Origin of the sequence: Salinispora vitiensis (assembly GCF_000378825.1) — a bacterium.
Lineage (GTDB): Bacteria > Actinomycetota > Actinomycetes > Mycobacteriales > Micromonosporaceae > Micromonospora > Micromonospora vitiensis.
Window position 1 is genome coordinate 3078280 of sequence record NZ_KB900388.1, and the last position, 12483, is coordinate 3090762.

Genomic DNA, 12483 nt, shown 5'->3' on the forward strand with positions numbered 1-12483 from the left:
GGGCGCCGCGGCGGAAGCTAGCTGGCACCCGGTCCGGCAGCGGAGGCTGGAGGAGTGCCCCGAACTGCCGTAGCTTGTCCTCATCGGGCAGGAGGCGCCATGTTTGCCGAGCACATCCGGGACCCTGCAGCAACTGCCGTGATCTTCGGCTTTTTTGCTTCAAGCTGGTTCGGCTGGGCGCAGGAGGCGCCTCCGGGCAGGTGGCGCGGGCTCCTCGCCGCCGGCTCGGTGACCGGCCTCCTCACCGCGATCGCCGGTGCTCTGCTGACCTGGCGGCTCTGGCACAACGACACCGCCTTCGACGAGGCCACCAGCCGGTTGTTCGGGGTCGTGGTCGCCATCGAGTTCGGGGCCGCCGCCCTCGGGGCGGTCCTGCTGGCGCGCCGCGGCCGACGGGACCTGATCTCGATGTGGGTCGCCTTCGTCGTCGGTGTCCACCTCTTCCCGGTGGCCACGCTGATCGGCTATCCGATGATCTACCTGGTCGCCGCTCTCATCACGGTCGTCTCGGTCGCCGCGCTCCCCATCGCCCGGGCCCGGAAGCTGTCGGTGAGCGCAGTCGTCGGTGCGCCGACCGGGCTGGTCCTGCTTGCCGCCGCTCTCTTCTCTGTGGTCTCCGCGGCCTTCCTCGGTTCCTGATCCCCGCGCCGCCGGAAGGGCCTAATCTCGCTTGCCGCGGTCGTGCGGTTGTCCGTTACGTTGCCCAGGTGACTGTCGAGGTCCCCTACCGCCCGCTTCCCCTCAACCAGTCGAAGGTCCGGTACGCCCATGGCCCGGACTCGAGCGCGCAGCAGGGTGTACCCGCCGGCGAGACCATCGAGTTCGACTGGCGCGAAAGCCGCGCCTACCCCGGGACATCGCGCAGGTTCTGGGTTCACCTTCCGGCGCAGTACGACCCCACCAAGCCAGCGGCGCTGATCGTCTTTCAGGATGGAGAGCTAAACCTGGACCCGGAGGGGGAGGTCCGGGGCGGAACCGTTCTGGATAATCTCATCCACCACGGGGAGATGCCGGTCACCATCGGCCTGTTCGTGGACCCGGGCACCTTCGAGGGGGCCGAGAGTCCGACAAACCGTAACTTCGAATACGACGCCTTCAATGACCGATACGTCAGTTTCCTCCTGGAGGAGATCATCCCCCAGGTCACCGACCGCTACTCCATCACCGAGGACCCTGAGCTGTGGGGCATCGGTGGCTGCAGCAGTGGCGGTAGCTGCGCCTTCACTGCCGCGTGGTTTCGCCCGGACAAGTTCCGACGGGTCGTCGGCTGCCTGTCCAGCTTTGCGCAGATATCCGGCGGTAATCCATACCCCGAACTGATTTCCCGCGTTCCCCGAAAGCCGCTACGCGTCTTCTTGCAGGCGGGCCATCGAGACCTGCACTGGAACGAGCCCGAGCGAAACTGGCTGGCCAACAACCTCCGGGTCGCGGCCGCGCTGGCGGAAGCCGGCTATGACTTCCGTCTTGTGCTGGGCGATGGCGGCCACAGCCCGAATCATGGCGGCACCCTTATCCCCGACGCTCTACGGTGGCTGTGGCGACCGGCCGACAGCCATTGAGCCAAGCTTCTCCTTTCGCCGGACAGCCACGGGGCGTCTCGCTGGCTGCACCGCGAGTGTTGCGGCTCCCCGCGCAAGCGCACTTCTCGTAGAGTCTCCGATAGGGAACCGAATCCAGAGGACGGGGATTTCCCATGAGTGACGTTGACGGCGCGTACGCCTCCGGCACGCCGTGCTGGTTCGACATGACGGTGCCCAGTCGGGACACCGCAATGGACTTCTACGGACCGGTGCTGGGGTGGACCTTCAAGGGCGACTTCTACACGATGTGCGAGGTTCGCGGAAAGCCGGTGGCGGCGATCGCCGAACCGCATCCGGGCGAGCCGGCGCCCGCCCAGTCGAACTGGACGACCTACCTCGCGACGGCGGACTGCACGGCGGCGCTGCAACGGGTCACCGATGCCGGCGGCAAAGTGGTGAAGCCGCGGCAGGACGCCATGGTCGGCTGGCTGGCAATCGCTCAGGACACCACCGGTGGCATCTTCGCCCTGTGGCAGGGCCGCGAGCTGAGCGGGTCACAAGTGGTTGACGAGGGCGGAGCGCCCTGCTGGAGCGAGGTGACCAGCGCTGACCTGCCCGCCACCGTCGAGTTCTACCGGCGGGTCTTCGGCTACGACACCGAGGCCCTCGAGGACGTGCCCTACGTGACGCTCAACTCCGGTGGTCGCCCGGTGGCGGGAGTCTTCGCCGGCGCGGAGCAGCGCCCACACGAAGGGCACGCGGCATGGCTGGCGTACTTTCAGGTCCCCGACGCGGAGAGAGCCGCGGAGCAGGCGGTGTCGCACGGTGGTCGGGTGGTGACGGCTCCGCAGGATTCGCCGTACGGCCGCAACGTCGTCCTGGCCGACCCGTTCGGTGCCACCTTCGTGGCCATCGAACGCCGCGGGTAGCGACCGGGCCCGCAAAGAGCTGGCCCGCTCTGCCGATAGTTCCTGACGGATCCCCGACGGGATACGATTACAGACTTCGTCGCCCTTCAATCAGCATGGTAGGGACTTCAACACGAAAGGAACGGACACGTGACAGGTCAAGACAAGGTAGGCACGATCGCGGGCTTCGACCTGACTGTCCAGAACGCGGACGACGTACGCGATTTCTACGCAGAAGTGGCCGGCTGGAAGCCGGAGCCGCTGAGTATGGGCGACTACGACGACTACATGATGCTCGCCCAGGACGGTAACCCGGTCGCTGGCGTCTGCCATGCCAGGAACGGCAACGCCGACCTGCCGCCGCAGTGGATCACCTACATCGCGGTCAGCGACCTCTCCGCGAGCCTGGCGCGGGTGGCCGAAAAGGGTGGCGAGGTGGTGCGGCAACCCAACGGCACCGGTCCGGGCGGATTCGCGCTGATCAAGGATCCCGCCGGCGCGGTCCTCGCACTGATGCAGAACCCCCACTCAAGCTGAGCACCACACGGCCACAGCGGAACAACCAACATCGACTAAATGGTCATTGACAGCTGGCACTACGCTCCGCCTAGCCCATGGTCACTGGTTCAGGGTTTCTACCGCAAGAGCCCAGAAGGAGCGATTGATGCAGCGGACCGAGCTGTCCATAGCACGGACTGAGACGCGCCAGATCGAGGTGGAGCCGGGTTGGGACACCATCGGTGGGGTTCCAAACGGCGCCTACCTGATCGCCCTGGCCATGCGGGCGGCGGAAGAAAGCCTGCCCGGGTCGGTCCCGTTGACCGTCACCGGGCACTTCCTGCGTCCGGGCGGTCATGGGCCGGCAGGCGTCACCGTGGAGGTGGTCAAGCAGGGGCGGAGCACCAGCACGGCGACGGCTGTGCTGGAGCAGAAGGGCAAGGAGCGGCTCCGCCTCCTAGCCACCTTCGGCGCGCCTGAGCTGCTCGAAGGACCGACGGTCTTCGCGCCACATCCCCCCGAGATCCCCAAGCCGGAGCAGTGCATGACGCCTCCGCGGGCAGCCGCGGCCGCGCTCGGCGCCACCTTGGCCGACCGGTACGAATACCGCGTGGTCCCGCCGTCACGGTGGTTGGGAGCTCAGGCTGGCGAGCCGAATCTGGACGGCTGGATCCGGTTTGCCGACGGCAGTGACGTGGACCTGGTGGCGCTGGTGCTGTTCGCGGACGCGTTCCCGGGGGCCGTCCTCGAAGCGGTGGACGGAATGGCGCCGACTCTGGAACTCACGGTGCACCTGCGGCACCAGCCCGCCGCCGGTTGGATTCAGGCGCGCACCAGCTGCCGCATGCTCGCCGGCGGACTGGCCGAGCAGGACGTGGAGCTGTGGGACTCCCGCGGGCAGCTGGTGGCAATGTCCCGACAGCTGATGGCCCACGTCGCCCCGGACGGGCAGTCGGGAACCGACGAGTTGGTCCGCGCCGAGCTTGGCTAACCCGCTGTTCGGCGGGCAGCGGCCGGCGGCGGAACCGGTTAGCTGGACGATCCACCGGCTTGCCGGCGGACCGTCCAGCGCGACCCGGCACCTGGGCCTACAGCCTCGGTGTCACGGCGATATGGGTACCCGATCAACCTGAGGACTGCTCGGCCGAGGCGCGGTTAACGCCGCTTCGCCCGCTGGGCGTCTTTGATGACCCGGGCGAGTCTCCGACCTGCGCGGCGCTGGGCCGCCGGGTCCGCGCGGAGCTCTGCCCACGCGGCCTCCCGGCAGAGCTGATTCCAGGCCCGCAGTCGTTGCTCGCTCAGCCTCCCGTCGGCGACGGCCGCGAGCACCTCGCAGCCGGGCTCGTTGGCATGACCGCAGTCGCCGAATCGACAGCCGAGCGCCAACTCCGCGAGGTCGTCGAACCCCGCGTCAACAGTGGCCACGTCGGCGTGGACGCCGACCTCGCGCATACCGGGGGTGTCAATCAGGCAGCAGCCGCCCTCCAACGCGAAGAGTTGCCGGGCAGTGGTGGTGTGCCGGCCCTTCGCGTCCGAGCTGCGGACCTTTCCGGTGGCGCCCAACTCCCGGCCGGCAAGGGCGTTCAGGAGCGTCGATTTTCCTGCCCCGGATTCGCCGACGAGCACCAGGGTGCGCTCCGCGCACCGGCCCAGGAGGTCGGATATCCCGGTGGCTGTCGCCGCCGCGACAGAGATGATGTCGACGCCGGGATGCTGCTGGAGCAGACCGTTCTCGATGGCTGCGGTGGAGCTCACGAGGTCGGCCTTGGCGAGGATCACCAGGGGTACCGCTCCAGCGTCCCAGGCCAGCGAGGTGAAACGTTGCAGCCGACCGTGGACGACCGGCCGGTCCAAGCCGCAGACAATGCCCACCACGTCCACGTTCGCGGCGATGAGCTGGCTCCCCCCGGTGGAGGGGTCGCGGCGGCGGAGCAGCGAGGCCCGTGGCAGCAGGTCGAGGACGCGATCGTCGTTGACGACGACCCAGTCACCGACCGCGAGCGCGGGTGCCGAGGACCGTACGGGGAAGTGGCGGGTGCCACCTTCGGTGCTGATCAGGACGGCGGAGCCGTCGTGGCGGACGACGCGCCCGGGACGGCCGGCGCCGTGTGCGGCGAGCGCCGCCTGCCATCGGTGCGACCAGCCCAAGGCGGTGAGAGACGAGGATGATTCTGGGGTCGCCGATGGACCCCGGTGGGGAGAAGACAACTGAGGAACCCTCTGCGTGAAGGAAGTGAGATCCGATCGGGTGAACCGATCGTCACCTGATGTCGCTCAGGCGCACGAAGCGTGGCGGTTTTCAGCAGTCACATGCATGAAAACGCCACCTCCTCCTTCAGCTCCCGCAGCCTCGCGGCGAGGCCCCGGACATACTACGCCATCCGTTCCCCTCGCGTCACGGCCGAAGAACGTCCGCGACCGGGAAGCACCCGGTCAACGGGTCGTCGTAGTGCCGCCAGGTGTCGCTGCCGTCGGCGAGCTCGTCATCGGTGAGTAGGCAGCTGGTGAGGGTGTGGCACAGCGCGGCGGGGTCGAGGCCCAGGCCGATGAAGACCAAGTGTTGGTGGCGGTCGCCGTAGTAGGCGTCCCAGTCGAGTGCGGCGGCGAGCCGGCGGTGGTCGGACACGTCGTCCCAGCGGGAGTCGGGAAGGGCGACCAGCCAGTGGCCGAGGGAGCCGAGGCGGAGTCCACCCCCGGCGAAGTTCCAGGCGATCACCGTGTCGGGTTGGCTGGCGAGCCAGAGGTGCCCGCGAGAGCGTACGACCTGGTCGTTGAGGTTCTCAAAAGCGTCGTGGATGCGCCGCGGGTGGAATGGCCGGCGGGCCCGAAAGACGACCGAGACGATGCCACAGTCCGGGTCCGGCTCGTGCACTCCGAGGACGTACCCCTCGAGGCCACGGGTGAGGAGGCCGGGGGTCTCGGGCCGGTGCCGGAGGGTGCCGCGCAGCTGGCGGGTCAGCGCGGTAGCGTCGAGCTGATCACCGCTGACGGGGACCTGCGTCGCCCACGGCGCCATCCGCTCGAGCAGCACCGACAGGCGACTGGTGCCGTACGCGCCGGCTCGGGACCGGCCCCAGAGGACGAGCGTGTCGGCGTACTCGATCTGTCGGACGATGACGTCGGCCAGCGCCCGGTCGTCGTAGTCCGCCGCCGCGATGCCGAGGTGCTTCAGGTCGTCGGTGCTGACAAGCCCGTCGAGTAGATGTTCGGCATCGACGACGGTGACATAGGAATCGATCCGGATCAGATCGGTGATCGGAGCGCCGTCAACGGGGCAGTGCGCGCAGACAGCGGCGACCGCCTCGGGCTCGACCACCTCGGGCAGCATCAGCAGCAGATCGCGGTTGGGCTGCGCGCGGGCCAGCCGGGCGAGGGTGGGCAGCACATCTTCCCGCAGCGTGCAGGGAACGCATCCGTGTGCGAGCGTGATCCGCTCGTCCTCGAGTACGCCCGCGCTGTCGCGCACGACCCGCCGCACGGTGCCGGCGCTCAGGTCGGCGAGGTCGTGCTGGACCAACAGCAGGGTCGGATCCGCCACCAGCAGGGTACGGGCGACGGCGTACGTCGCGGAGGGCCAGAAGCCGCTGAGCACGGTCAGGGACGGGCGGGTGCCGGCCACCGCGGCGCCGGGGTCGGTGGGCGCGAGTGGAGACGTCGTCATCACAGTCCTCTCAACTCTTAATGAAAACGATTGTCAGTCTAAGCCCATCGGGCGCGCCGGGTGGGCAGGGGCGCCAACATCCAGCCCATGAAGACCGATAGGACGAAAATCGTGTTCATTAACACCCGTCTGGTGCCAGGAGCGACCCGGTCGCGCGCCCACCCCTCAGGAGAGACCGCGGACACCTACCGGCTGTCCGCCGCTCTCCTCGCCGGTCGGCCGAAAGCCCAACCGGAGGTAGAAGCCCGCCGGCCCGCCCACCCCCGGCTCCCAGGTGACGTACGCCCGGTCACCGCCCCTTGCCCGGATTTCTTGACATACGGCCTCAACCGCGAACCGACCGTAGCCACGCCCCTGCGCCTCAGCCGCGATGTTCAGCCGCCACAGGCCCGACCGCAGATCGTCGGCATCATGGTCGGGCCCCCACGGAATATTCAAGAAGGCCATAGCGAAGCCGACCAGCTTGTCGCCGTCATAGATCAACCTTGGCCAGGCATAGTCGGGCCAGACGTACGCCTCCGCGAGCGACTCGGCCACGGACTCGACAAAGCGCTCCTGATCGGGTCGTACCGAGAGCGCGAGAGCCGCCTCGAGATTCTCTGGGGTAATCCGCTCCAACCGCATGCGGCGGAACCTAGCGGCAAGAAGGCTGAGCCGGCGACCGGTTTCCCCGCGGCAGGGCGGCTTCACCTGCCCGCGAGTGGCGCATCCTTCGTCCACCATAGAGGACAAACGAAGCCGTTCCGTTGCCCCTGCTACGGTGTGGGAGAAGTCACCCCATCGCGAGTCGAGAAGAGATTCCTAGTGACCAACACCCCTTCGGGAAGCACGTCATCGGACACCAGACCGAACGGGTCACTCTCCTCGAAGATCGACACTACGATCGCGCACCCGGCCCGGATCTGGAACTACTGGCTGGGCGGCAAGGACAACTTCGAGGTGGATCGCGAGGTCGGCGACCACACGATCGCCGCCTACCCACACATCATCGAACTGGCCCGCAACCAGCGATCCTTCCTGGTACGCGCGGTCACTCATCTGGCCAGAGAGACCGGCATCCGACAGTTTCTGGACATCGGCACCGGCCTGCCCACAGCCAACAACACCCACGAGGTCGCGCAGTCGATCGCACCCGAGTCGCGCATCGTCTACGCCGACAACGACCCGCTGGTCCTGGTGCACGCGCGGGCGCTACTGACCAGCCACCCCGAGGGCGTCACCGACTACATCGACGCCGATCTGCGGGACCCGGACAAGATCCTCGCTGCGGCGGCCAAAACACTCGACTTCACCAAACCGATCGCCATCACCATGCTCGGCATTGTGATCTTCCTGCCCGATGACGACGAGGCCTACGGAGTAGTTGACCGCCTGGTCGAGGCGCTGCCGTCGGGGAGTTACCTGGCGATGACGCACACCACCAACGCCATCCACGGGGCCGCGACCGACGAGGCGGTTCGGATCTGGAACGAGGGCGGCTCCGACCCCATGGTGGTGCGTAGTCTCGACGGCATCGGCCGGTTCTTCCGCGGCCTTGAGCTGGTCGAACCGGGCATCGTCTCACTGACCCGGTGGCGGCCCAACGCCGATACCGCCACCGGGCCCGAGGTTGACGAGTTCTGCGGAGTGGGCCGCAAGCCGTGACCCGCAGGTAGGACACCACCGTCGGCTGCTTCCGGCTCCCGGCGGCACGGACTGCCGGTCGACCGGCAGGCCGTGCCGCACCAACGGTTCGGCCCGTGCCAAGAGAGTCGTAGGCGTCGTATAACGGTCATGTGTCGACACCTGTCGGGCCGAGCGTCGGCGGTGTAACACTGCTGTCGATCGGTCACGGGAGGGTGAGGACCATTGGTTGCGGAGCACCAAGGCCGGCAGGAACTGCCGCCCCTCGACACCCTCGCCGACCGCTTGGAGTACCTGTTCGAGACCATCCGCCCTGCACCGGAGGAGCTGGGACGGCCCGAGGAGGCCGGGCGGAAGTACACAAACAAGGAAATTGCCGACAAGATCAACGGACACCAGGAGGAAACGGGGGTGTCGATCAGCGCCGCTTACATCGGAGAGCTACGCCGGGGGGTGGCGTGGGATCCGCGCACCTCGCATGTTCGCGCCCTGGCTCGCGCCTTTGGCATCCATTCCGGATACTTCGTGGACGATGGCGCGGCGCACCGGGTTCAGGAACAGCTCCGACTCCTCGGTGAGCTGCGACGGATGGGCGTCAAGCAGGTAGCGCTGCGGCAGGTTCTCGCTGACACCGGCTTGTCCTCGGCTGACTCTCGGCTGGTGGAACAGATGGTCGCCCGCCTGCAAGCCCTCGACGGCGGCCACCGTAACGGCCACTGACCGCCGTGCTGGTCCTGCGGTGGAGGCATGCGGACGACCGAGCGTACCGAGCCGGCGTCACCGCCGCCCAACCGGATTTAGCCGCGGCTCCACCCCGGTCGACCGACGGCTACGCCGCCGAGATCACCTGGCTCAGCCGCGTCGCGACCGCGTACCGCCAGTCCCCGCTGGTGGCCGCCACCCTCGACGCTACCGAGCACCTCACCGCCACCGCCCCGCGACCGGAGCCCGTTGGATCAACCAGATCCACCCCTCCCACCGCATCAGCAACAAAGCTACGGTCAGACCAACACGCTAACTAGACAGGCCCCCAGGGCCACGACCAAAACCACGACATTGAGAATCATTACGGTGGAGTAGCCGGTGGAGGTCTGTTCGCCGGGAGGGCCGAGCGCACCCCGGCCAAAGGTAACTGTGGGGGCCATATATTCGAGGGCGACCTGCGCATCGGAAGGAACGTCAATCTCACAGGAAGCTCGTCCCGCCTTCCGCGGCAGGGCATACGGCACCCAGACCTCCACCCGATGCCGCCCCGGCTGGACCGCGAGGCGGTGCTGACCCCAGCCGGATACCGCTTCGTCGACACCATCCACTCTGACCCGAGGCTTGGTGCTGCCGTAAAGAAAAGCAGTCGCGGGGTAACTTAAGGTGAGGTCAAGAAACGTCCCTCTATCTCCTCCACCCGAATTCTCCATCAGGACCTCCCTCGCTTCCAAGAAAATCGACGTCCACTTAGGCAAAAGCTCACGTCGTCCACTCCGGCCAGGATGCTAGCGCAAGGGTCCAAACGACGCTGTTCCTCCATCGGAGTGGGGGACACCGGGCCACACATTGTCTTTGCATCCTTCGACCCGGCAAGTGCCCAAAGCAGCTTACTGCAGCGCAGTAAGCTGATGTTTCTCCACCTAGCTTCGAACCCTGCTTCAGCACTTCGTGAAGCCATCGAGTTCTTTGGCTATCAGTCTGGCCCGAAACCGTGGGCCCTCAGCGGCCGCCGCCGCGTAGCACTTCAATGACCGTCCGCACGATGACCTTCACATCCAACCAGAGCGACCAGTTCTCGATGTAATAGTTGTCAAACCGGGCCCGGTCAGAGATCGGCGTATCGCCGCGCAATCCGCTGACCTGCGCCAACCCCGTCAACCCGACCGGTACGCGGTGCCGCATGGCGTACTCGGGGTAGTCCGCCGAAAACTGATCGACGAAGTACGGCCGCTCCGGACGCGGCCCCACCACTGTCATGTCGCCGCGGAGGATGTTCCACAGCTGAGGTAGTTCGTCCAGCGACGTGCGCCGCAGGAAGCGACCAACCGGGCCGATCCGAGGATCAGCGGCGACGGACCATGTGGTCTGCGACTCGGTCTCGTTCGCGGGTCGCATCGACCGGAACTTCAACAGCTCGAATGGGCGGCCGTAGCGGCCAATCCGTTCCTGGCGAAACAGGATGCCCCGGCCGCTCCCGATCCGGGTGGCGATCGCACACAGCAACAGGACCGGGCTCAGAAGCAGCAACGACGTGGCCGCGGTGATGATGTCGAATATACGTTTCGCGGCGAACTGGGGGCCGGTCAGCGAGGGACGGGTAACCCTACTGACGCCGATGGCACCGATGTGGTCGGGGATGCCGTGGCGGGAGTGGAACTCCCGTAGCCGAGGTACGACCCACAGGTCACAGGCGGCGACGCCGGGTAGCCGCGCGACCCGTAGGAGCTCCGCGTCGCTACAATCGACATCGGCGATCAGCACTACTTCACAGTGAAGTATTCGAATAACATCCTCGAGGTCGTTTAGATCACCGATCAACGGCTGACTGTCACTGCGTGTGTGGCTGGTCGACTTAACGTCGACAAAGCCGGCGAAGTGTAGCCCGTACTCCGGATAGCGACGCAGCAGGCGAGCCAGCTCGGTAGCGATTGGTCCGCCACCGATGATGATGGCGGAGTGTTCGACCCAGCGCCGTCGCCGAGCGATCACCACTGCCATCCGGGTCGCCATTCGTCCAGCTAGGACAATAACCGCCGACATCGCCACGACCCGCAGGTAGCCCGCCACGTAGTCGACGGAGTCATGCCGCACGGCCGCGATGATCGCAACGACCGCGGTAGCGGCGAGCAAGCGGACACACAGTTGCGGTATCTCGTCCAGGAAGCTGACGTGTCGCCGCCCGGCATACAACCCGCCCAAGGCAAACGCGGCCACGGTGACCAGCCCGGCCGCGATGATGCCCTTCCAGTGGTCGCGGTTCCACGCCAACGGCGACAAGAAGGCAAGCAAATCGACCGGAAGCGTGAGCATCCAGGCTCGGAGCACGTGCGTGTGCCGCGAGGACGGTGACCTCATATAGGGCAACACTGTGGTTGATGCCGACCGCTGCCGCGGCACGGTCACTACCTGCGCCATGATTTTCCCCCGAGTTTTCGCTGCCGCCATTGAGGATGATACGACGAAGGTCGAGTTGGCACTGCCCGGGTAAGATCGTCCGCATGTCCCTCGACGAGCCTTCCACTGAGGCTGGTGCGCCGCCTCAGGAGCAGCACCGATCATCGCGCCGACGCCGGTGGCGACGAGTGATTTTGGCTGTTCTGACCACGCTTGCTCTGCTTGCTGGCGGCGGGGCAGTGGCTGCGACACTTTACGCGCGCGACCTCGATAACGACATATCGCGGATTGAGGCGTTTACCGAGGTTCCGCAGGAAGCCCGGCCGGCGAAGGACACGGCGGCCAAAGACGCGATGAACTTCCTGATCCTTGGCAGCGATACCCGCGACCCGGAGAACACCGGCGGTTCCCGGGCCGACACCATCATCTTGATGCACCTGCCAGCGGACCGCTCCGGCGCACAGCTGGTATCCATCCCCCGAGACACCTGGGTGCAGGTGCCACGAAGTGCGGACGGACGGCGTGGGGGCACCGAAGCGAAGATCAACGCCGCCTACGCCTGGGGCGGCACACCGCTGATGGTGCAGACCGTCGAGAGCTACACCGGCGTACGGATCGACCATGTGGTGATGGTTGACTTCGCCGGCTTCAGGGAGATCGTAGATGCGCTCGACGGGGTGAAAATCGACGTGGAAACGGCATTCACCTCAACGCATTCCCTGAACGCGGACAGCATCCGCAAGTTCGCGGCCGGGCCGCAGACCATGGACGGCGCCGCAGCGCTGGACTACGCGCGGGAGCGATACGCATTCGCGGATGGCGACTTCGCCCGGATCCGGCATCAGCAGCAGGTGATCAGAGCCATCATCAACAAGGCCGCCTCCGGTGGTGTCCTGACGAACCCCCGCAAGCTCAACTCGTTCCTGCGAGCCACCGCAGACGCGGTCGCCGTCGACGAAACGTTGAACATCTTTGGCACCGCCAACGACCTGCGTCACCTGCGTAGCGACAGCCTGACCTTCTACACCAACCCCACCTCCGGCACCGGCACCCGCGGCGACCAGAGCGTCGTACTGCCCGATTCGGCCAAGGCAGCGGAGTTCTACGACGCGATACGCCGCGACGACACCGCACAAATCGCGGCGATCGGAGAGGCCAGATAGCGGGGCTGCCG

Annotated in this window: 13 protein-coding genes and 1 pseudogene; 9 read left to right on the forward strand and 5 right to left on the reverse strand. The window is 66.8% G+C overall.

Annotated features, from left to right (window positions below; all coding sequences use genetic code 11):
- The first annotated feature begins 99 nt into the window (after positions 1-99).
- The 5 genes from SALPAC2_RS0114430 (at position 100) to SALPAC2_RS0114450 (ending at position 3917) form a co-directional block, all read left to right on the forward strand.
- Complete coding sequence (locus tag SALPAC2_RS0114430) at positions 100-639, forward strand: hypothetical protein (RefSeq protein WP_018217349.1); 540 nt, start codon at positions 100-102, stop codon at positions 637-639.
- A gap of 68 nt (positions 640-707) precedes the next feature.
- Positions 708-1559, forward strand: coding sequence for an alpha/beta hydrolase (locus tag SALPAC2_RS0114435; protein WP_018217350.1), 852 nt, complete (start codon positions 708-710; stop codon positions 1557-1559).
- 134 nt (positions 1560-1693) lie between these two features.
- A complete protein-coding gene (locus tag SALPAC2_RS0114440; protein WP_018217351.1) occupies positions 1694-2449 on the forward strand; it encodes a VOC family protein in 756 nt (251 codons plus the stop codon).
- Positions 2450-2578: 129 nt separating this feature from the next.
- Entirely contained in the window at positions 2579-2965 is a 387-nt protein-coding gene (locus SALPAC2_RS0114445) for a VOC family protein (RefSeq protein ID WP_018217352.1), read from the forward strand.
- Between the two features lie 127 nt (positions 2966-3092).
- A complete protein-coding gene (locus SALPAC2_RS0114450; protein WP_018217353.1) occupies positions 3093-3917 on the forward strand; it encodes a thioesterase family protein in 825 nt (274 codons plus the stop codon).
- Positions 3918-4081: 164 nt separating this feature from the next.
- On the opposite strand, the gene rsgA is transcribed toward SALPAC2_RS0114450, so the two are convergent.
- From rsgA to SALPAC2_RS0114465, 3 genes are all read right to left on the reverse strand, one after another.
- Positions 4082-5074, reverse strand: a complete 993-nt coding sequence (gene rsgA / locus SALPAC2_RS0114455) for a ribosome small subunit-dependent GTPase A (RefSeq protein WP_018217354.1) — start codon at positions 5072-5074, stop codon at positions 4082-4084.
- A gap of 247 nt (positions 5075-5321) precedes the next feature.
- Positions 5322-6587 carry a CobW family GTP-binding protein gene (locus tag SALPAC2_RS0114460; RefSeq protein WP_018217355.1) on the reverse strand — a complete coding sequence of 422 codons (1266 nt, stop codon included), beginning with the start codon at positions 6585-6587 and terminating at the stop codon, positions 5322-5324.
- Positions 6588-6752: 165 nt separating this feature from the next.
- On the reverse strand, positions 6753-7211 hold the full coding sequence (locus tag SALPAC2_RS0114465; RefSeq protein WP_018217356.1) for a GNAT family N-acetyltransferase: 459 nt from the start codon (positions 7209-7211) through the stop codon (positions 6753-6755).
- A 180-nt stretch (positions 7212-7391) separates the two neighbouring features.
- Here SALPAC2_RS0114465 and SALPAC2_RS0114470 point away from each other — a divergent pair, with 180 nt between their 5' ends.
- From SALPAC2_RS0114470 to SALPAC2_RS28340, 3 genes and pseudogenes are all read left to right on the forward strand, one after another.
- Positions 7392-8231, forward strand: a complete 840-nt coding sequence (locus tag SALPAC2_RS0114470) for an SAM-dependent methyltransferase (protein ID WP_018217357.1) — start codon at positions 7392-7394, stop codon at positions 8229-8231.
- A gap of 204 nt (positions 8232-8435) precedes the next feature.
- A complete protein-coding gene (locus SALPAC2_RS0114475; protein WP_018217358.1) occupies positions 8436-8930 on the forward strand; it encodes a hypothetical protein in 495 nt (164 codons plus the stop codon).
- Between the two features lie 38 nt (positions 8931-8968).
- A pseudogene (locus tag SALPAC2_RS28340) lies at positions 8969-9232 on the forward strand (hypothetical protein); the annotation flags it as partial.
- Here the strand turns inward: SALPAC2_RS28340 and SALPAC2_RS27940 are convergent.
- Positions 9212-9625, reverse strand: coding sequence for a hypothetical protein (locus SALPAC2_RS27940; protein ID WP_162561265.1), 414 nt, complete (start codon positions 9623-9625; stop codon positions 9212-9214). The pseudogene SALPAC2_RS28340 and the gene SALPAC2_RS27940 overlap by 21 nt on opposite strands.
- A gap of 289 nt (positions 9626-9914) precedes the next feature.
- A complete protein-coding gene (locus SALPAC2_RS0114485; protein ID WP_026184741.1) occupies positions 9915-11225 on the reverse strand; it encodes a sugar transferase in 1311 nt (436 codons plus the stop codon).
- Positions 11226-11413: 188 nt separating this feature from the next.
- Here SALPAC2_RS0114485 and SALPAC2_RS0114490 point away from each other — a divergent pair, with 188 nt between their 5' ends.
- Positions 11414-12472, forward strand: a complete 1059-nt coding sequence (locus SALPAC2_RS0114490) for an LCP family protein (protein WP_188115887.1) — start codon at positions 11414-11416, stop codon at positions 12470-12472.
- The last annotated feature ends 11 nt before the right edge of the window (positions 12473-12483 follow it).